16 protein-coding genes are annotated in these 19,567 nt (G+C 73.1%); 11 read left to right on the forward strand and 5 right to left on the reverse strand.

All coding sequences use genetic code 11. The features are described from left to right. The first annotated feature begins 43 nt into the window (after positions 1–43). On the forward strand, positions 44–706 hold the full coding sequence (locus GD632_RS12915; protein ID WP_152192628.1) for a 3-keto-disaccharide hydrolase: 663 nt from the start codon (positions 44–46) through the stop codon (positions 704–706). A 7-nt stretch (positions 707–713) separates the two neighbouring features. On the opposite strand, the gene GD632_RS12920 is transcribed toward GD632_RS12915, so the two are convergent. After that, positions 714–1,928 (reverse strand): ROK family transcriptional regulator, encoded by a 1,215-nt coding sequence (locus GD632_RS12920; protein WP_152192629.1) that lies wholly within the window; start codon positions 1,926–1,928, stop codon positions 714–716. 107 nt (positions 1,929–2,035) lie between these two features. On the opposite strand from GD632_RS12920, the gene GD632_RS12925 reads away from it, so the two are divergent. The 9 genes from GD632_RS12925 to GD632_RS12965 all read left to right on the forward strand — a co-directional run bounded on the left by GD632_RS12925 (position 2,036) and on the right by GD632_RS12965 (position 13,813). After that, positions 2,036–3,556, forward strand: a complete 1,521-nt coding sequence (locus GD632_RS12925) for a sugar ABC transporter ATP-binding protein (protein ID WP_193311478.1) — start codon at positions 2,036–2,038, stop codon at positions 3,554–3,556. Beyond that, entirely contained in the window at positions 3,553–4,623 is a 1,071-nt protein-coding gene (locus GD632_RS12930) for an ABC transporter permease (RefSeq protein ID WP_152192630.1), read from the forward strand. Before GD632_RS12925 ends, GD632_RS12930 begins: the two co-directional genes overlap by 4 nt. A gap of 54 nt (positions 4,624–4,677) precedes the next feature. Continuing rightward, positions 4,678–5,733, forward strand: a complete 1,056-nt coding sequence (locus GD632_RS12935; RefSeq protein WP_152192631.1) for a substrate-binding domain-containing protein — start codon at positions 4,678–4,680, stop codon at positions 5,731–5,733. A gap of 65 nt (positions 5,734–5,798) precedes the next feature. Beyond that, positions 5,799–6,977 carry a Gfo/Idh/MocA family protein gene (locus tag GD632_RS12940; RefSeq protein WP_152192632.1) on the forward strand — a complete coding sequence of 393 codons (1,179 nt, stop codon included), beginning with the start codon at positions 5,799–5,801 and terminating at the stop codon, positions 6,975–6,977. A 2-nt stretch (positions 6,978–6,979) separates the two neighbouring features. Further along, positions 6,980–7,981, forward strand: a complete 1,002-nt coding sequence (locus GD632_RS12945; protein ID WP_152192633.1) for a sugar phosphate isomerase/epimerase family protein — start codon at positions 6,980–6,982, stop codon at positions 7,979–7,981. Between the two features lie 149 nt (positions 7,982–8,130). Further along, positions 8,131–9,330, forward strand: coding sequence for a CAP domain-containing protein (locus GD632_RS12950; RefSeq protein ID WP_152192634.1), 1,200 nt, complete (start codon positions 8,131–8,133; stop codon positions 9,328–9,330). Positions 9,331–9,380: 50 nt separating this feature from the next. Then, complete coding sequence (locus GD632_RS12955; RefSeq protein WP_193311479.1) at positions 9,381–10,568, forward strand: glycosyltransferase; 1,188 nt, start codon at positions 9,381–9,383, stop codon at positions 10,566–10,568. After that, positions 10,565–12,007 carry a glycosyltransferase gene (locus GD632_RS12960; protein WP_193311480.1) on the forward strand — a complete coding sequence of 481 codons (1,443 nt, stop codon included), beginning with the start codon at positions 10,565–10,567 and terminating at the stop codon, positions 12,005–12,007. The genes GD632_RS12955 and GD632_RS12960 overlap by 4 nt, the downstream gene beginning before the upstream one ends. 9 nt (positions 12,008–12,016) lie before the next feature. Then, on the forward strand, positions 12,017–13,813 hold the full coding sequence (locus GD632_RS12965) for an ABC transporter ATP-binding protein (RefSeq protein ID WP_152192636.1): 1,797 nt from the start codon (positions 12,017–12,019) through the stop codon (positions 13,811–13,813). A 34-nt stretch (positions 13,814–13,847) separates the two neighbouring features. On the opposite strand, the gene GD632_RS12970 is transcribed toward GD632_RS12965, so the two are convergent. The 3 genes from GD632_RS12970 to GD632_RS12980 all read right to left on the reverse strand — a co-directional run bounded on the left by GD632_RS12970 (position 13,848) and on the right by GD632_RS12980 (position 16,787). Further along, positions 13,848–14,387 (reverse strand): hypothetical protein, encoded by a 540-nt coding sequence (locus GD632_RS12970; protein ID WP_152192637.1) that lies wholly within the window; start codon positions 14,385–14,387, stop codon positions 13,848–13,850. Positions 14,388–14,466: 79 nt separating this feature from the next. Continuing rightward, entirely contained in the window at positions 14,467–15,609 is a 1,143-nt protein-coding gene (locus GD632_RS12975; RefSeq protein ID WP_152192638.1) for a glycosyltransferase family protein, read from the reverse strand. A gap of 74 nt (positions 15,610–15,683) precedes the next feature. Beyond that, positions 15,684–16,787 carry an aminoglycoside phosphotransferase family protein gene (locus GD632_RS12980; protein WP_152192639.1) on the reverse strand — a complete coding sequence of 368 codons (1,104 nt, stop codon included), beginning with the start codon at positions 16,785–16,787 and terminating at the stop codon, positions 15,684–15,686. 111 nt (positions 16,788–16,898) lie between these two features. Here GD632_RS12980 and GD632_RS12985 point away from each other — a divergent pair, with 111 nt between their 5' ends. Further along, positions 16,899–17,315, forward strand: a complete 417-nt coding sequence (locus GD632_RS12985) for a VOC family protein (protein WP_152192640.1) — start codon at positions 16,899–16,901, stop codon at positions 17,313–17,315. Positions 17,316–17,329: 14 nt separating this feature from the next. Here the strand turns inward: GD632_RS12985 and GD632_RS12990 are convergent, their stop codons facing one another. Further along, positions 17,330–19,435, reverse strand: coding sequence for an acyltransferase family protein (locus GD632_RS12990; protein WP_193311481.1), 2,106 nt, complete (start codon positions 19,433–19,435; stop codon positions 17,330–17,332). Between the last annotated feature and the right edge of the window lie 132 nt (positions 19,436–19,567).

The following is a 19,567-nucleotide window of genomic DNA, read 5'->3' on the forward strand; positions in this document are numbered from 1 at the left end:
CTGGAGGCCCAGCCACCGGTGACCGGACGGGGAGGTGCGGACCATGATGTCTTCTCGCACGTGCACGGCCGCCGTCGTCGGCGCCCTCGCGCTGGCGGTGGGCTGCACCTCCCCGGACCCGCTCGACCAGCCGTGCCCGCCGTCCCAGCACAACGGCCGTGCCCTCTTCGACGGCACGCAGGAGAGCCTGGACCGGTGGCGCATGGCGGGACCTGGCAGCTTCGAGCTGCAGGAGGACTGCTCCCTGCGCACCGTCGGCGGGATGGGCCTGCTGTGGTTCCCCGAGGAGCTCGAGAGCTACCGGCTCATCCTGGACTGGAAGGTCGCCGGGGACGACAACTCCGGGGTCTTCGTCGGCTTCCCCGAGCCGGGTGACGACCCCTGGGTGGCGGTGAACGACGGCTACGAGGTCCAGATCGACGCCACGGACGCCCCCGACCGCACGACCGGCGCGATCTACCTCCACCAGGGGGCCGACCAGGCAGCCGTGGCACGCGCGCTCGAACCACCGGGGGCGTGGAACACCTACGAGATCACCGTCGAGGGACGGACCGTCACGGTCCATCTCAACGGCACGCTCGTCAACAGCTTTGACTCAGACCGCCCCGACGGTGACCTGTCCGGTCACGTCGGCCTCCAGAACCACGGTGAGGACGATGATGTGTACTTCCGCGACATCCGCGTCGCCGGGCTGGACGGCCGCTGACCGGGTCTCAGGACCGGGCGAGGAGCTGGTCGATCGCCGGTGCCGAGAGCACCTGCTGCGAGACCATCTGCGAGGCCCCCAGCACGCCCGCGCGCCCCTCGGTCTGCGAGGCGACGATGCGCAGGTGCTGGGTGGCCAACGGCAGCGACCGGCTGTAGACGACCTCGCGGATGCCGGCGAGCAGGTGCTCGCCCACCTCCGAGACGATCCCGCCGATGACGATGACCGACGGGTTGAGCAGGTTGACGCACCCGGCGACGACGTCGCCGATGTCCCGCCCCGCCTGGCGCACCGTCTGGCTGGCGGTGATGTTGCCCGAGCGGACGAGGTCGACGATCTGCGCGGTGCGCTGGATGTCCACCCCCTGCGCGCGCAGGGACTCCACCACGGCCAGACCGCTCGCCAGCGCCTCCAGGCAGCCCACGTTGCCGCAGCGGCACGGGATCTGGCGGCCGCGCGGCACGGCGATGTGGCCGAGGTCGCCGGCGGCGCCCAGGGCGCCGCGCCGCAGCTCGCCGTCGGAGATGATCCCCGCGCCGATGCCCGTCGCGATCTTGATGAACATCAGGTCCTTGACGTCGCGCCACCGAGCGGCGTGCTCACCGAGCGCCATGATGTTGACGTCGTTGTCGACGAGCACCGGCGTCGGCAGGGTCTTCGCCACGTGGCCCGGGACGTCGAAGCCGTCCCAGCCGGGCATGATCGGCGGGCTGATCGCGCGGCCGAGGCGGTGCTCGACGGGGCCGGGCAGACCGATGCCCACGCCGGCGACGTCGGACACCGGGCGCCCGAGCTCCTCGACCATCTCGCACAGCGCCGTCGTCACGGCGTCCAGGACCACCTGCGGTCCGTCGCCGATGGCGATCTCCAGCGACCGCTCGCTCAGGACTGTCGACGCGAGGTCGGTGATCGCCAGACGGCCGTGGCTGACGCCGAGGTCGGCGGCCAGGATGATGCGTGCGCCCGGGTTGAACGCGAACGTGGCGGGAGGCCGGCCGCCCGTCGAGGACGCCTCGCCCGCGGGCACGATGAGACCGGAGCTGAGCAGCTCGTCGATGCGCGCGGCCACCGTTGGGCGCGCGAAACCAGTGACGGCAGCGAGGTCCGCTCGGGTCCTGGGCCGCCCGTCGCGGATGAGCTGGAACAGGGTCCCGGCCGACCGGGGGTCGGCCTCTCGCCGGATGTCACCCCGCTCCTCGAGGCCTGTCGGAAGTATGACCATGCACAGAGTAAACCACCGATGCTTCGACAGGTCACGCTCACGTAACTATCTTCCCTCTGCCCGACTTTTGATTGACGGACAACAGAATGCCCCCATACAGTGTCGCCATGGTCACAGCAGACCCCACACCCCCCCTCCTGCACATCACTGACATCGTCAAGCACTTCCCAGGCGCGAAGGCCCTTGACGGCGTGGACCTCGAGGTCCGCGCCGGAGAGGTGCACTGCCTCCTGGGCCAGAACGGCGCGGGCAAGTCGACCCTCATCAAGGTCCTCGCCGGTGCGCACCAGCCCGACTCCGGAGAGATCCGGTGGAACGGCGAGGTCGTCAAGATCGGCTCGCCGACCGCAGCGATCGAGCTCGGCATCGCCACGATGTACCAGGAGCTCGACGTCGTCGACGGCCTGAGCGTGGCGGAGAACATCTTCCTCGGCCACGAGCTGTCGCGCGGCGGCATGCTCAGGCAGGCCGAGGCGCACCGGCGCACCCGGGAGCTGCTCACCCGCCTCGGCCACGGGGACATCTCCCCGGGCCGCGAGGTGGGGCGGCTGTCCGCTGCCGGCAAGCAGCTCGTGTCCATGGCCAGGGCGCTGTCGCACAACGCGCGCGTCATCGTCATGGACGAGCCGTCCGCCGTGCTGGACCCCGAGGAGGTGGACAACCTCTTCCGCGTCGTGCGCGCCCTCCAGGCCGACGGCGTCGCGGTCATCTACATCTCCCACCGCCTGGAGGAGATCCGCCAGATCGGCGACCGCATCACCGTCCTCAAGGACGGGCGCACGGTCGCGGAGAACCTCGCGGTCGCCGACACCCCCACCCCCGAGCTCATCAAGCTCATGACGGGGCGCGCGGTCAGCGGCGACTTCGGCGGCGGAGCGGGTACCCACGAGCGCGGCGACGCCCTGCTCGAGGTGGAGAACCTCTCCCTCGCCGGTGTCTTCGAGGACGTGAGCTTCACCGTCCGTGCGGGCCAGATCGTCGGTCTCGCCGGGCTCGTCGGCGCCGGCCGGTCGGAGATCCTCGAGACCGTGTACGGCGCGCGCAAGGCCACGGGCGGCACCGTCCGGGTCAAGGGCAAGAAGCTGCGCCCGGGCTCGGTGACCGCCGCGGTCAACGCCGGCATCGGGCTCGCGCCCGAGGAGCGCAAGAGCCAGGGCCTCCTCCTCGACGAGCCGGTCTACCGCAACATCACCCTGTCCACCTTCGCGCGCTTCGCCCGCTCGGGCTTCCTCAACGAGCGCGGCGAGCGTCGCGCGGCCGAGGAGCAGATCAAGGACCTCCAGGTGGCGCCCGCGGACGGGGAGCGGCGGATCCGCACGCTGTCCGGCGGCAACCAGCAGAAGGCCATGCTCGCGCGCTGGCTCGTCCACGGCTGCGACGTCCTCGTCCTCGACGAGCCCACCCGCGGCGTCGACGTCGGGGCACGTGCGGAGATCTACTCCCTCATCCGACGCCTCGCCGCCCAGGGGGCTGCGGTGCTCATGGTCTCCAGTGAGATCGAGGAGGTCCTCGGCCTGGCCGACGACGTCCTCGTGGTCGCCGAAGGCCGCGTGGTCCACCAGGGCCCCGCTGACCAGATCGACGAGCACGGCGTGCTCGACCTCGTCATGGAAGGAACTCACGCATGAGTGAGAACACTGCGGCAGGCACCTCCGCCGCTGCGGCCGAGTCCGCAGCCCTGCCGCCCACCAACCGCGACCTCGTCCCGGACGACGGCGCGGCCAAGCCCACGGCCCGCCGCGGCCGCGGCTCGGGACTCGTGCGGAACCTCGGTCTCGTCGTCGCGCTCGTGCTCCTGTGCGTCGCCGGGTTCGTCACGGCGGGGGACCGCTTCCTCAGCGGGTCCAACGTCGCGACGATCCTCGCGCTCGCCGCGACCGTCGGCATCCTCAGCATCGGGATGACCTTCGTCATCACCGGTGGTGGCATCGACCTGTCCGTCGGGTCGGTCATGGGGCTGTCCACGGTGTGGGCGACCACGCTCGCCACGCAGACGATGGCCGAGGACACGCACTGGCTCATCATCGCCGTCACCGCGATGCTCGTCGGCACGGCCGCGGGCCTGGTCAACGGCGTCGTCGTCGCCTACGGCAAGGTCGTCGCCTTCATCGCGACCCTGGCCATGCTCGTCGCGGCACGCGGGCTCGCCGAGATCATCTCCGACCGCAAGACCCAGATCCTCGACGTCCAGGCGTTCAAGGACTTCTTCGGCGCCAGCTTCCTCGGCCTTCGGATCACGGTGTGGATGTTCGTCCTCGTCGCGGTCCTCGGCTGGATCGTCCTCAACCGGACGACCTTCGGCCGCCGGACCATCGCCGTCGGTGGCAACCCCGAGGCGGCTCGACTGGCCGGCATCAACGTCCAGCGCCACACGATGTACCTCTTCGCGATCGCCGGCCTCACCGCCGGCATCGCCGCGGTCACGATGCTCGGCCGCACCGGTGCGGGCACCTCGACGCACGGCGTGCTCCTCGAGCTCGACGTCATCGCCGCGGTGGTCGTCGGTGGCACGCTGCTCATCGGTGGCCGCGGCACGATCGTCGGCACCGTCCTGGGCGTGCTCATCTTCTCCACCCTCACCAACGTGTTCATCCTCAACAACCTGTCCACGTCGGTGCAGCAGGTCGCCAAGGGCGCCATCATCGTCGGCGCCGTCCTGCTCCAGCAGCGTCTCGCGGCACGCGGGACCAAGTAGACCCCAGACCCCATCCATCCCTGTCAGCAGTACCCGTTCAAGGAGGAACCACCCATGTCCGCACGTACCACCCGCCGCTTCGCGGTCGCCGCAGGCGTCTCCGTCCTGCTCCTCGCCGGCTGCACCGGTAACACCGAGGAGCCGGAGGAGACCGACAACGGCGGCACGACCACCGACGCCGGCTCCAACGCCGGCTCGAGCAACGACGAGCCCGGCGACACCGTCACCATCGGCTTCTCCGCCCCCGCCGCCGACCACGGCTGGATGGGCGCCATCACGGAGCAGGCCGTCGAGGAGGCCGAGAAGTACGAGGACGTCGAGCTGCGCCTCGCCGAGGGCACCAACGACGTCTCGCTCCAGATCAGCCAGATGGAGACCTTCATCAACGACGGCGTCGACGCCATCGTGCTGCTGCCCTTCGACGGCGCGGCGCTCACCGACATCGCCCTCGAGGCGATGGCGGCCGGCATCCCGGTCATCAACGTCGACCGTGAGTTCTCCGACCCGAACGCCGCGCGCGTCACGGTCCTCGGTGACAACTACGGCATGGGCGTGAGCGCCGGCTCGTACATCTGCGAGCAGCTCGGCGACCAGTCGGACGCCGTCATCGCCGAGATCGCCGGTATCGACAACCTGCCGCTGACCCAGGACCGCAGCCAGGGCTTCGCCGACGCGCTCGGCGAGTGCGGGCTCGAGGTCTCCAACCGCGTGGCCGCGGACTTCACCGTCCAGGGCGGGGAGTCCGCCACGGCGAACCTCCTCCAGGCCGCGCCGGAGATCGACGCCATCTGGAACCACGACGACGACCAGGGTGTCGGCGTCATGGCCGCCATCGAGAACGCCGGCCGTGACGAGTTCTTCGTCGTCGGCGGCGCCGGCTCGGCGAACATGATGCGTGAGATCGAGGGCGGCGACTCGCTCGTCCAGGCCACGGTCATCTACCCGGCCAGCCAGGCCGCCGACGGCATCCGCCTCGCGCGTCTGCTCGCGCAGGACAAGGGCATGAGCGACCTCGTGCAGGTCGAGGTCCCGCGCCTCGTCCAGCTCTTCGCCCCCGTCGTGACCTCCGAGAACGTCGACCAGTACATCGACTCGGCCTTCGAGTCCTGAGTCACCCGAGGATCCGGGGGCGCCGGCTGGTCCGGCGCCCCCGGTCCCACATGTGAAGGAGCATGATGAGCGAGGACAAGCCACGGATCGGTGTGGCGATGATCGGGTACGCCTTCATGGGGCGTGCCCACTCCCAGGCGTGGCGTAACGCGCACCGCTTCTTCGACCTGCCGCTCGAGCCGCACATGGCGGTGCTCGTGGGACGGGACGAGCAGCGCGCCACCAGCGCCGCCCGCCAGCTCGGGTGGGACGCCGTGGAGACGGACTGGCGCCGGGCGATCGCCCGTGACGACGTCGACGTCGTCGACATCTGCACGCCGGGAGACACTCACGCCGAGATCGCGGTCGCCGCGCTCGAGGCCGGCAAGCACGTGCTGGTCGAGAAGCCCATGGCCAACACCGTCGCCGAGGCCGAGACCATGGCGGCCGCCGCGAGCGCCGCCCGTGGCCGCGGCGTCCGATCGATGGTCGGCTTCACCTACCGCCGGGTGCCGGCCGTCCAGCTGGCCCGCCAGATGGTCGCCGAGGGGCGCATCGGTGAGGTGCGCCAGGTGCGCGCCCAGTACCTCCAGGACTGGCTCGCCGACGCCGACGCGCCGCTGTCCTGGCGCCTCGACAAGGAGAAGGCCGGGTCCGGTGCGCTGGGCGACATCGGTGCCCACATCATCGACCTCACCCAGTTCGTCACCGGGCAGCGCATCGCCGGGGTGGCGGGCATGCTCGACACCTTCGTCACCGAGCGGCCGATCGCCGAGAGCTTCAGCGGCCTGCACGGCACCGGCGGCAGCGAGCGCGGCCCGGTCACCGTCGACGACGCCGCGATGTTCCTCGGCCGGCTCTCGAGCGGCGCACCGGCGGTCTTCGAGGCGACGCGCTTCGCCTGGGGCCGCAAGAACGCCGTCCGCATCGAGGTCAACGGCTCGACGGGGTCCCTCGCCTTCGACTTCGAGGACATGAACGTCCTCCACTACTACGACGCCACCGAGCCGGCGGCGACCGCCGGCTTCCGGCGCATCCTCGTCACCGAGCCGGAGCACCCCTACATCGAGGCCTGGTGGCCCGCCGGCCACGGCCTGGGCTACGAGCACGGCTTCGTCCACCAGGCCGTCGACCTCGTCCGCGCCCTCGGCGCCGGTGAGGACCCCACGCCCTCCTTCGAGGACGGCCTGCACGTCCAGCGCGTGCTCGACGCGGTGGAGCGGTCCAGCGCGCAGCACAGCACCTACACGGAGATTGGAGACTGACCATGGCTCGACCGATCACTCTCTTCACCGGCCAGTGGGCCGACCTGCCCTTCGAGGAGGTGGCCCGCCTCGCCGGCGAGTGGGGCTACGACGGCCTCGAGATCGCCTCGTGGGGCGACCACCTCGACCCGTGGCGTGCCGCGGAGGACGACGCCTACGTCCAGGACCGCCTCGACATCCTCGAGAAGAACGGCCTGAAGGTCTACGCGATCTCCAACCACCTCAAGGGCCAGGCCGTCTGCGACGACCCGATCGACCAGCGCCACCGCGACATCCTCCCGGACCGCATCTGGGGCGACGGCGAGCCCGAGGGCGTCCGCCAGCGCGCCGCCGAGGAGATGAAGGTGACGGCGCGGGCCGCGGCCCGCCTCGGCGTCAAGACGGTCACCGGCTTCACCGGCTCCTCGATCTGGAAGTACGTCGCGATGTTCCCGCCGGCGTCCGAGGAGCTCGTCGAGGCCGGCTACCGGGACTTCGCCGACCGGTGGAACCCGATCCTCGACGTCTTCGACGAGGTCGGCGTGCGTTTCGCGCTCGAGCCGCACCCCTCGGAGATCGCCTACGACTACTGGACCACCCAGCGCACCCTCGAGGCCATCGGCCACCGGGAGGCCTTCGGCCTCAACTGGGACCCCAGCCACTTCACGTGGCAGGACCTGGACCCGGTCGCCTTCCTCCTCGACTTCCGGGACAAGATCTTCCACGTCCACTGCAAGGACTCCAAGCGCCGCCTCAACGGGCGCAACGGGCGCCTGGGCTCCCACCTGCCGTGGGCCGACCCGCGCCGTGGCTGGGACTTCATCAGCACCGGCCGCGGCGACGTGCCGTGGGAGGACGCCATGCGGATGCTCAACCACATCGGCTACGAGGGTCCGCTCTCGGTCGAGTGGGAGGACGCCGGGATGGACCGGCTCGTCGGTGCGCCCGAGGCCCTGGAGTTCGTCCGCAAGCTCTCCTTCCGCCCGTCCGAGGCCGCCTTCGACGCCGCCTTCTCCACGCGCTGACCACCGCTGCCGACGCCGGCAGCCGGCACCGATCGCCTCGGTGCGGGCTGCCGGCGTCGGCGCGTCCGCGTGTGGCGAACGTCAAATTGTCACGGTCCGATCACGGACCTACCGTTGACAGTCGACGACGACACCCTGGGGGGATCGACATGACGGTACGACGTACGCTCGCGGCCGGGCTCACGCTCGGCCTGCTGCTGGTCGCGGCGCCCGCCGCCGCCAAGGGCGGGTCCATCGACGGTGAGGGCGACAGGTACCACCTGACGAACGGCTGGGCGGGCGTCACCCACCTGTCCTTCTCCTACGGGCGGGACACCGACACCGTCTACGTGGGCAACTGGAACGGGAGGGGCACCGACTCTCTGGCGGTGCGCCGCGGCGCGACCTACCACTTCCGCAACAGCCTCTCCGGCGGTGCGGCGGACACCGTCGTCACCTACGGCCGCGCCGGGGACGACGTGCTCATGGGGGACTGGGACGGCGACGGCGTCGACACGCCGGTCGTCCGGCGCGGGAACGTCTACCACGTGAAGAACAGCCTGCGGGGCGGTGACGCCGACCGCGTCATCACCTACGGCCGCCCCGACGACGTCGTCCTCATCGGCGACTGGGACGGTGACGGCACCGACACCCTGGGGGTGCGGCGCGGCAACGTCTACCACCTGAAGAACTCCATCCGCGGCGGCGACGCGGACGCCGTCGTCACCTACGGCCGCGCGGACGACGAGGTGCTCGTCGGCGACTGGGACGGCCGGCGCGGTGACACCCTCGCCATCCGCCGCGGGGACGTCTTCCACGTCAAGAACTCCATCGGCGGCGGCGACGCCGACGTCGTCATGGCCTACGGGAACGCCGACGACGCCCCGTTCGTCGGCGACTGGGACGGCAACGGCACCGACACCATCGGCCTGCGCAGCTCCACCAGCTATCCCACCGCCCCGCCGGTGGGCAGCATGCGGGAGTACGACGAGCGGATGATCGAGATGATCAACGCGGAGCGCCTCTCCCGCGGGATCGGCCCGGTCCGCGCCTGGCCCCAGCTGCGCGCCGCGGCCGTGCGCCAGTCGCAGGCGATGGTGGCGCTGGGCCGGATCCAGCACGCCTCGTGGGACACGATCAGCTCCGAGGCCCGTGCGGCCGGCTGCTCACCGGCGTCCGAGCACATCGTGCGGACCTGGCAGCAGCGTGGGCAGACCCCCGACCCGCGCGCCGCGATGGACTGGTACATGGGCTCGGAGGTCCACCGCGGCGGCATCCTCAACCCCGAGTACCAGTACGTCGCCACGGGCTCGGTCGAGGCCGGCAACTACGCGTACAACACCCAGCGGTTCTCCCGCGCCTGCTCCTGACGTCGCGCCCCTGACCGGGGGCGCGGCCCGGCGCGGCTAGGGTGGGCACCGTGGAGGGAGCGCGCGTGGGCAGGTCGCTGCACGTCGTCGTCGCCACCCGCATCTTCGCCCCCGAGCCGGCCGCCGCCTCGCTGCGGCTCGGTGCGCTCGTGCGGGAGCTGGCGGCCGCCGGCCACCGCGTCACCGTCCTCACGACGACGACCCCCGACGACGTTACCTACGTGCCGCCCGCCGGCGTGCGGGTGCTGCGCCGCCCGGTGCTGCGGGACCGCGACGGGTACGTCCGTGGCTACGTCCAGTACCTCAGCTTCGACGTCCCGCTCGCGCTGCGGCTGCTGCTCACCCGGCGTCCTGACGTCGTCGTCGTCGAGCCGCCGCCGACGACGGGACTCGTCTGCGCCGTCGTCTCCCGGCTGCGGCGGGTGCCGGTCGTGTACTACGCGGCCGACGTGTGGTCCGACGCCGTCGTCACCGCGGGCATGCCCGGGCTCGTGGCCACGGTGCTGCGCGGGCTCGAGCGCGTGGTGCTGCGCTCGGCGCGGGCGGTCCTCGCGACGTCCGCGGGCGTCGTCGAGCGGGTGCGGGCGCTGGGGGCCGAGGCGACCGTCGTGGGCAACGGGGTGGACACGACCGTCTTCCACCCCGACGGGCCCGCCGTGGAGCGCGAGCGCCCCTACGTCGTCTACACCGGCACCGCCTCGGAGGTGCACGGCGCCGACGTCTTCACCCGCGCCATGGGGCGGGTGCTCACCGAGCGGCCCGACGCCTCGCTCGTCTTCATCGGGCAGGGGAGCGACCTCGCGGCCATGCGCCGCCAGGCCGAGGAGCTCGCCCCCGGCGCGGTGACCTTCCTGCCCCGGATGCCCCCGGAGGAGGTCGCGCGGTGGATCCGGGGAGCCCGCGCGTCCCTCGCCTCCGTGCTGGCCGGGGCCTACGCCTTCGCCTTCCCCTCCAAGCTCTACGCCGCGGCCGCGTGCGGGACGCCGGTGCTCTTCGCCGGCGTCGGGCCCGCGCGCGAGCTCGTCGCCGAGGGGCGGCTCGGGCAGGCCGTCGAGCACGACGTCGAGGCGGTGGCTGCCGCCATGGTCGCCGCCCTCGACGACGCCGGCGGTGACTCCGCACCGGCGTCCCCCGAGCGTCACCGGCGGGCCGCCTGGGCCGCCGCCCACGTCTCCGCCGCGGCCGCCGCCCGCCGCGCGGTCGACGTCGTCGAGCGGGCGGCGAGGAGACCGCGGTGACCGACCTTCCCCGGCGCGACGGGCGGGCCACCCGGGTGGCGCTGCTGGTCTACAACGACGCCCACGCCGACTCCCGCGTCCTCAAGACCGCGCACTCGCTGCGGGAGGCGGGTGCCGAGGTGACGATCCTCGCCGTCGCCCGTGCGCACCTGGGCTACCCGCCCACCACCGAACGCCTGCCCGACGGCGTCGAGCTCGTCCGCGTCCCCGAGCCCGGCTTCATCACCTGGGTCCCGCGCCTCAAGCGCACCCTCGCCCGCGCGAGAACTCGGCTCTCGGCGAGGAGGGCGCCCGCCCCTCCCGCCGACAGCCGAGTTGTCGCCGACAGCCGAGTTGTCGCCGACAGCCGAGTTGTCGACACGGCCTCCCCGCGGCCGGCGGTGCGGAGCGCCGTCCTCGCCAGGGCCCTCGACCCGGTCGACCGGCTCGCCCGCACGGCGATCCTCGTCCACTACTGGGTGATGGCTGCGCGCGAGGGACGCCGCCGCCTGCCCGACGTCGTCCACGCCAACGACGGCAACACCCTCCTGCCGGGCCGGCTCATCGCCCGGACCACCGGCGCGCGCCTCGTCTACGACTCCCACGAGCTGTGGCGCCACCGCAACGTCCGCCACCGTCCCGTGGGCACGCGCGTCGAGGCCCTCATCGAGCGGGTGGTCGTCCGCCGTGCCGACGGCGTCATCACCGTCTCCCCGTCCATCGCCCGCTGGCTGCAGCGCACCTACCGGCTGCCGGTGCTGCCCACCCTGGTGCGGAACATCCCCGCGGCCGGGGAGCCGACCGACCCGGCGCAGGGGCGGCTGCGCCGGCTCGCGGGCCTCGCGCCGAACGACCAGGTCATCGCCTACGGTGGGCGCATCACGACGAGCCGCGGGCTCGAGGAGACCATCGCGGCGCTCGCGCTGCTGCCCGCCCACGTCCACCTCGTCGTCCTGGGCTACGGGGACACCGGCTACCTCGCGCAGCTGGACCGGTGCGTCGAGCGGGCCGGCGTGCGCGGCCGGGTGCACCTCGTCGGCAAGGTCGCCCCCCACGAGGTGGCCGGGGCGCTCGCCGACGCCGACCTGTCCGTCGTCTTCGTCCGCCCCACGTGCCTGTCCTACGAGTACTCCCTGCCGAACAAGCTCTTCGAGGCGATCCACGCCGGCCTGCCCATCGCCGCCGCGGACCTGCCCGACACCCGGGAGATCGTCGAGCGCTACGGCGTCGGGGAGATCTTCGGCCTCGCCCGCCCCGACGACGACGGCGAGGTCCCGCCGTCGTCCACCGACGCGGAGGCCGCGGCGATGGCGGGCACGATGGCCCGCATCCTCGCCGACCCGGACGCCTACCGACGCGCGGCGCGAGCGGCGGCGACCGAGCTGACCTGGCAGCGCGAGGAGGAGTCGCTCCTCGCGCTGTACCGCCGCGTCCTCGGCGCGGCCGCGGCCCGCCCGTAGACTCCGAGCGTGAAGAACGTCCTGAGCATCGTCCGCCCGCTGCTCAGGGTGCTCCCGCCCGGGAGCCGGCGCTTCCTGCTCACCTACGGGATCCTCACCGCCGCGCTCGCGCTGCTCGACCTCGTCGCGCTCGGACTCGTCGGGACCATGCTGCAGACCGTCCTCAGCGACGGCCAGGCGTCCCTGCCGCTCATCGGCGACCTCACGACGACGGCCGGCCAGGTGACGGCCCTGGTCACCGTGTGCGGCGTCATCGTCCTCAAGGGTGTCTTCGCCGTCGCCCTCCTGCGCGCGGCCACGCGCCGCTTCGCCAGCCACGAGGTCGCCATCGGTGACCGGCTCTTCGCCGCCTACCTCGCCTCCCCGTGGGCCGACCGGCTCTCGAAGAACACCTCCGAGCTCGTGCGGACGGTCGACGTCGGGGTCGGGGTCACGGTGGCAGGCGTCCTCATCCCGACGATGACGCTCTTCGGGGAGATCGGCACGATGCTCGCCGTCGTCGTGGCCATCGTCGTGTTCGACCCGCTCATCGCCGCGGTGACGATCGTCTACCTCGCGCTGGTCGCGCTGCTGCTCGCCGGGATCATCTCCCCGCGGGCGGTCGCCGCCGGCCGGGAGAACCGGGACTGGTCCCAGCGCACCGTCCGCGTGCTGTCCGAGGCGCTCGGCGCGCTCAAGGAGGTCACCCTCGCGGGGCGCACCCCCGACGTCCAGGCCCGCGTCCACGAGACCCGCGGCCACTCCTCCCGGGCGCGGGCCGAGGCGAACTTCCTCGGCCAGGTGCCGCGCTACGTGCTCGAGACGGCGCTCATCCTCGGCTTCGCGCTCATCGCCGGCGTCGGGTACCTCACGGGCGGGCCGGAGGGGGCCGTTGCCGCCGTCGGGATGTTCGGCGTCGCCGGCTTCCGGCTCGTGCCCTCCCTCACCCGGATGCAGACGGTCCAGTCGACGGTGAACTCCAACGCCGCCTACGCGCGGCAGGTGGTCGCCGACATCGACAGCTCCGAGGCGCTCCTCGAGCGGCGCTCCGCCGAGCGCCCCCAGCACGAGCTCACCGTCGAGCACCCCGACATCGTGCTCGACGCCGTCACCTTCACCTACCCGGGCGCCGAGACGCCCGCGCTGGACCGGGTGAGCCTGCGCATCCCCGCCGGCGCGCACGTCGCCTTCGTCGGTTCCTCGGGCGCGGGCAAGTCGACGATGGTCGACATCCTCCTCGGGCTGCTCGAACCCACCGGCGGACACCTCGAGGTGGGCGGGGAGCGCCTCGAGCTCGTGCTGGACTCCTGGCGCCGGCGCATCGGCTACGTCCCGCAGGACGTCTCGCTCTTCGACGCGACGGTGGCCGAGAACGTCGCCCTGACCTGGGAGCGGGAGAAGGTCGAGGACGACAAGGTGCGCCGCGCCCTGCAGCGCGCCCAGCTCCTCGACACCGTCGAGGCCCGCGAGGGGGGCATCGACGCCCGCATCGGCGAGCGCGGGCTCGCCTTCTCCGGCGGGCAGCGCCAGCGCCTGGGGATCGCGCGCGGCCTGTACAACGACCCGCGCGTCCTCGTCATGGACGAGGCGACCAGCGCCCTGGACACCACGACCGAGGCGGCTGTCACCCGAGCGATCCGCGACCTCCACGGGGAGGTCACCGTCATCACCGTCGCCCACCGGCTCGCGACGATCCGTGACTCCGACATCGTGTTCTTCCTCCGCGACGGCCGGCTCGTGGCGCAGGGCAGCTTCGCCGAGGTCGTCGCCCAGGTGCCCGACTTCGCCGAGCAGGCGGCGCTCGCCGGGCTCTCCCGCACCGACTGAGGCAGGCCCGTGCTCCAGTCGGTGCGGGGCCCGGTCAGCGGATGCCGCGGAGCACGCCCGCGACGGGCCGCTGCTGCTCGCCCTGCTGGGCCGAGAGCACGACGATCGTCCCGGTGAGCGCGGGCAGCGCCCACTGCGTGATGCGGAGCTTGCGCTGGGCTCGCTTGAGCTTGCGCGAGGCGCCGGGGCGCGGCTCGGTGGCGCCGACGGCACCCTCGTCGGAGTGCTTGGCCACCTTCGCGCCCAGCACCCCGCTGTAGGCGGCGGTGAGCATGGCGGCCAGCGTCACCGCGGTCTTGACGGCGGTGTTCGCCTGCACCTCCGGCTGCTTGGCGAGCCGGCCCTTGTTGCCCTCGAGCAGCATGATGCCGCCCACGGCGTGCGCGCCGATGGCGAGGGCGTTGACCGGCGCCCACCGCATCCAGCCGGCCGCGGACAGCTCCAGCCGCTCCCGCGGGTCGCGGGCCTCGGCCGCTGCGCCGTTGAGGCCGATCGCGCCCATGAGGGAGCCGCCGAACCAGGCGGCGAGGCCGAGGTCGTGCATGCTGCGGGCAAGGGTGTTGCGCTGAGACATGAGTGGTCCTGACGTCGTCGGGTTGGTGAGACGTCGTCCAGTGTGCGCCGCGTCACACGCGCGTGCACGGGGAGGGCGCTCAGCGCAGCAGGCGGTCCAGGACGTCGTCGGCGACCGCCGCCTCGGTGGCGAAGCTCAGCTCACGGCTCGCCGCGTGCGCGGCGGCCTTGAACCCGGTGACCTGCTCGCGGGACAGCCGGGCGAGGGAGGCGGCAGCCGCCCCCGCCGAGAAGTCCCCGGCCACGACCCCGAGGCCGTGGTCGCTGACGACGCGGGCCATCTCGGGGCTCGGTCCCACCGCGACGGCCAGGCGCGCCTGGACGAAGTCGAAGAGCTTGTTGGGCAGCGTGCGGGCGGCGTTGGCGTTGAAGGGCGGGATCCAGAAGACCCCGACGTCGTAGCGGTTGAGCGTCGCCGGCAGCGCCTCGGGGGCGACCGGGGCGTGGAAGGTCACGCCCGGCAGCCCGGCCGCGCGGTCCTGCAGGCTGCGCAGGTAGCGGCCCCCGTCGCCGCCGGGCATGAGGTACAGGTCCAGGGACCACCCCTCACCGAGCTCGCCGACGACGTCGAGCATCGTCTCGAGGCTGCGGCCGGGGATGGCCCCGCCGGAGTGCACGAGGCGGATCGTGGGCCCGTCGACGGCGGTGGGGGACAGGTCCGCCCACGGCGCCGCGTTGCGCATGACCCGGGGACGCACGCCGTAGCGCTCGGCGTAGAGGTCGGCGATGGAGGCGGCGACCGTCGTCGTCGCTGCGCAGCGGGGCAGGTAGGTGCGGCACAGGTGGTCCATGAGCGGGGCGACGAGCAGGCGCCAGGAGGTGACGTGGCTGCGTTCCTCCGGTGCCCACTCGTGCAGGTCGGCCCACACGGGCGCCCCGGCCGCGAGGCGGTGCGCCACCGGCAGCGCGCGCGCGTCGTTGGCGACGACGGCGTCCCACCGGCCGCCCGCCCCGAGCCGCAGCGCGTGCCGGGACGCCGGGGCGGCGAGCTCGGCGGCGCCCCACCGCCGCGCAGCCAGCAGCGCGACGCCGCGGGCCGTCTGGGGCAGGGAGGGGACGCCGTCGGGAAGGCGGAGGTGCTCGTCGGAACCGGCCGGCCGCGGCCCGTACCCGATCGTCGTCACGTGGGCTCGGCGGGCGACGACGGACAGCTGGCGCAGCACGCGGGCGTCGGTGTGGATCGGGGAGAAGGAGACCACGAGGACGCGGGGACGGTCGGCCACCCGGCGATGCTACCGGCGGGCGGTGTCGCGCCGGCCATGCCCACGTGCGCGTGCCCGGCCCGGGTGGCGGGCGCTCAGTCGTCGAGCAGCACGGCCAGCGTCCGCAGCGTGCGGTGCATCCGGTGCGCGTTGGCCGCCTCGCTGCCCCTCCTCAGCGCCTTCGTCCGCCGGTAGCGCCAGCCGCGCAGGAACAGGACGACGGCGGTGGCCACCTGCCGGCGCCAGGGCATGGCGTGGCTGGCGGCGCCCAGCCGCGGTGCGGGGAGGGAGGCGGCGAGGGCGGCGGGGTCCGGTGCGGACAGGAGCACCTTCATGACGTCGTGCGCGAGGTGGCCGTGGCCGGCGTACTCCCAGTCGACGAGCCCGAGCCGGCCGTCCTCGAGCCGCAGCAGGTTGCCCACCCCCGGGTCCCCGTGCCTCACGCCGGTCGTCATGGGGCGGGTGTCCTCGAGCAGGGCGGTGACCCTGCCTGCCAGGGCCCGCCGGTCGAGGTCGGCGGGCCAGGTGCCGTCGGGCGGGTCCTGCGCCAGCGCGGTGAACGCGGTGACGGCGCGGGATCGTTCCTCGTCGTCCAACGCCGCGTGCTCGGCACCGAACCGCTTCCAGACCTCCGGCAGCTGATGGAGCAGCTCGAGCGCCGCGCTCGCGTGGGCGTCGGGGGTGATGGGCGCACCGGCGAGAGCCTCCTCGAGGAGCCAGTCAGCCCTGCGGGGCCCGTGGTGACCGCTGTCCACGATCCGCGGCACGACGAACGGCGTGCGCCCCGCCACCAGCGCCTGCACCCGGCTCCCGGTCATGAGCGCCGACGGCTCGGTGCCCGCTCGTCGCTGGACGGCGAGCGAGAGCGCCGGCTTCATGTAGAACGAGCGGAAGCGCAGCTGCCCATTGGTTCGCAACGCCCCGGCGATCACGACGTCGGCTCGGGCGGTGGAGTGCACACGCGGGGCCTCGGCCGGGTCGACGAGGAGCGACGACTCCGTCGCGGGGTCCACGAACAGTGGCGCGCCACGGAAACCGATGACAACGGCGGAGCGGTCCCCACAGGCGTACTCGCGCTGCCTGCGAGGGCGGAACCACGGCCGCCGGATCGCGTGGGTGGACTGTTCGATCTCCGCCGTCCACGCCAGCGAGCGGGCGGCGTCGGAGCTCGGAGCGTCGGCGCCGTGGCGAAGGTCCATACGGCACCGTAGCGGGGAGCGCGCCGGGGACCTGTCACCACCGCGGCGTGGCGCGCCCCGGGTGACGCCTGCTCCGGTGACACGATGGTCCGGTCGGACGGAAGGACTGTGGTGGACCCTCGGATCAGCGTCGTCACCCTGGCGGTGCGCGACCTCGCCGCGAGCCGGCGGTTCTACCTCGACGGCCTCGGGTGGACGGCCGTCGTCGATGTGCCCGGCGAGGTCGTCATGGTGCGGGTCGGTGAGCACATCGTGCTCTCGCTGTGGGACGAGGCCGCCTTCGTCGCGGAGGTCGGCCCGGTCTCCCGCGGCGACGGCGTCGTGCCGGTCACCCTCGCCCACAACGTCGCCACCGTCGAGGAGGTCGACGTCGTGCTCGCTGCCGCCAGGGCCGCCGGCGCGTCCGAGGCGAGCCGGGGTGAGCGCCGCGAGTGGGGCGGGTACTCGGGCTACTTCGCCGACCCTGACGGCTTCCGGTGGGAGGTCGCCTACAACCCCGGCCCCGTGGGGCGGCTGCTCCTGCCCTGAGACCGTGCCCGCGGTCAGGTCCCGGCCAGCTCCTCGACGACCGGCACGAGCTCGCGGCTGAGCACCGGTGTCAGCGACCGGACGTAGGTGTCGGTGAGGTGCGAGCCCTGCCGGTAGACGAGGACGTCGCCGATGACGGGCACGCACTCCTCGGCGGGGCACACGTGCTCGGTGAGGTCGACGACGCGGGCCGTCGGGACCCGCTCCGCAGCAGCACGCTGGGTGGGGGCGGCACTCTCCGCGATGCCGGTCTCCCGGTCGAAGGCACACGTCTCGAGCGACTGGAGGTTCTCGGCCACGCACTCGTACACGCTGATCTCCGGCGCGGGGTTGTCGAGGAGGACGGCGACGGGGATGCCGAGCTCGGCGATCTCTTCCCACCGCTCGACGAGCCCGTCCGCCATCACCTGCGCGGACCTGCTCCCGAGGTCGTCACCGCTCTGCGGGGCGTCGCCGCTGCGCTGGGAGGTGAGCACGGCGTCCGGCTGCAGCCGGGTGACGGTCTCGAGGGCCTCCTCGTTCCAGGTGCGGCAGGAGTCGTTGACCTTCCCGTCGACCACCGTGAGGGCCGCGGCGAAGGGGCACCCGGACTTGATGACGTAGACGAGGCGCCAGCCCTGCTCCTCGGCGACGGCGTCGAGCGCGGACTGCCACTGGTAGATCTTCGAGTCGCCGACGACGGCGACGGTCACCTCGCCGTCGGGGTCGCCGTACTCGCACACGAGAAGGTCCTCCTCGGTGACGTCGACGTCGCACCCGTCCGCGTAGCCGGCCGGGACGTCGTCGGGAGCGTCCACGGGCGCGGGGACGACGGCCTTCACGTCGGCGAGCGAGGCGAGCGAGCCCGGTCCCGCCGTCGTCGTCCCCGAGGGGGCCTCCAGGGCCGCCGCGCCGCTGACAGACCCGCTCGCGGCGGGCGCCGCGCTCGGCACCGCGAGGACGAGCGCGAGGCCGGCTGCCACGCCGACGAGCGAGAAGTTCGCGCCGACCGACAGCGCCAGGCCGTCCGACCGCGAGACGCTGCCGGAGAAGCGGATCGGGTTCTCGACGAACCGGTGGCTGAGGTAGGCGGGCACGACGGCCGCCGCCATGACGAGGAGCCCGCGCCCGCCGCCGAGCTCGCCCCACACGGCGGTGGCCGCGACGACGAGCGGCCAGTGCCACAGGTACAGCGAGTAGGACAGGGCGCCGACCCACACGGCCGGCTGCCACGCGAGCAGGCGGGCCGGGCCGCGGTTGCCGTCGACGAACCCCGCGACGATGACCGCGGCCGTGCCCAGCGTGGGCAGCAGCGCGGCCGAGCCGGGCCACGTGGTCCCGGCGGTGAGGAGGAAGCCGCTGAGGACGACCGCGGCCAGCCCGGCCCACCCGAGCACGGTGGCCAGCGCCCGGGGCAGGCGGCCCCACTGCGTGGCGCCGATGGCGACGAAGGCGCCGATCCCCAGCTCCCACAGGCGCGTGGTCGTGACGAAGAAGGCGGCGTTCGGGCTGGTCGCGGAGTAGTGGACCGACCAGAGGAAGGAGGGCACGACGATGAGGAGGATCGCGACCACCATGACGGGCCGCACGCGCAGCCGTCCGTCGCGGCGCACCAGCCAGCCGACGAGGACGAGCAGCAGCGGCCAGACGATGTAGAACTGCTCCTCGACCGCCAGGGACCAGAAGTGCTGGACGGGGGAGGCCCCGACGTCCTCGGCGAGGTAGTCGACCGAGCGGCCGGCGAGCACCCAGTTGACGACGTACAGCGCCGCGCCGACGACGTCCCAGCCGAAGGCGCGCCAGTCGACGACGGGCAGGGTCCAGACGGTGAGCGCCGCGGTGACGACGAGGACGAGCCCGGCCGCGGGGAGCAGCCGCTTGGCCCGGCGTGCGTAGAAGCGGCGCAGCGACACCCGGCCGTCGCGCTCGATCTCGCGGATGAGCAGGCCGGTGATGAGGAAGCCGGAGATGACGAAGAAGACGTCCACGCCGACGAACCCGCCCGGCAGCTGCCGCACACCGGCGTGGTAGACGAGAACGAGGCCGATGGCGACGGCGCGCAGCCCCTCGATGTCCGGGCGGAAGGCCGAGGAGCGGGCCGCCGGCGCCGGCCGTGCCATCTGCGTGTCGGTACTCGTCACCCGGGGCTCCTTCTTCGCACCGCGCGTGGATGAAGGGGGAGCGCGCGACGTGCCGGGTGAGCGTAGCCGCGCGGCTGACGCGGGCTCAACAGCCACCCTGCCCATGCCGGTCGCGCGCCGCCGATATCGTGG

Source organism: Georgenia satyanarayanai (assembly GCF_009193135.1).
GTDB classification, from domain to species: domain Bacteria; phylum Actinomycetota; class Actinomycetes; order Actinomycetales; family Actinomycetaceae; genus Oceanitalea; species Oceanitalea satyanarayanai.

Coding starts and splice junctions, on each gene's coding strand:
- GD632_RS12915 (WP_152192628.1), top strand. CDS start 44: ATGATGTCTTCTCGCACGTGCACGGCCGCCGTCGTCGGCGCCCTCGCG.
- GD632_RS12920 (WP_152192629.1), bottom strand. CDS start 1,928: ATGGTCATACTTCCGACAGGCCTCGAGGAGCGGGGTGACATCCGGCGA.
- GD632_RS12925 (WP_193311478.1), top strand. CDS start 2,036: ATGGTCACAGCAGACCCCACACCCCCCCTCCTGCACATCACTGACATC.
- GD632_RS12930 (WP_152192630.1), top strand. CDS start 3,553: ATGAGTGAGAACACTGCGGCAGGCACCTCCGCCGCTGCGGCCGAGTCC.
- GD632_RS12935 (WP_152192631.1), top strand. CDS start 4,678: ATGTCCGCACGTACCACCCGCCGCTTCGCGGTCGCCGCAGGCGTCTCC.
- GD632_RS12940 (WP_152192632.1), top strand. CDS start 5,799: ATGAGCGAGGACAAGCCACGGATCGGTGTGGCGATGATCGGGTACGCC.
- GD632_RS12945 (WP_152192633.1), top strand. CDS start 6,980: ATGGCTCGACCGATCACTCTCTTCACCGGCCAGTGGGCCGACCTGCCC.
- GD632_RS12950 (WP_152192634.1), top strand. CDS start 8,131: ATGACGGTACGACGTACGCTCGCGGCCGGGCTCACGCTCGGCCTGCTG.
- GD632_RS12970 (WP_152192637.1), bottom strand. CDS start 14,387: ATGTCTCAGCGCAACACCCTTGCCCGCAGCATGCACGACCTCGGCCTC.
- GD632_RS12980 (WP_152192639.1), bottom strand. CDS start 16,787: ATGGACCTTCGCCACGGCGCCGACGCTCCGAGCTCCGACGCCGCCCGC.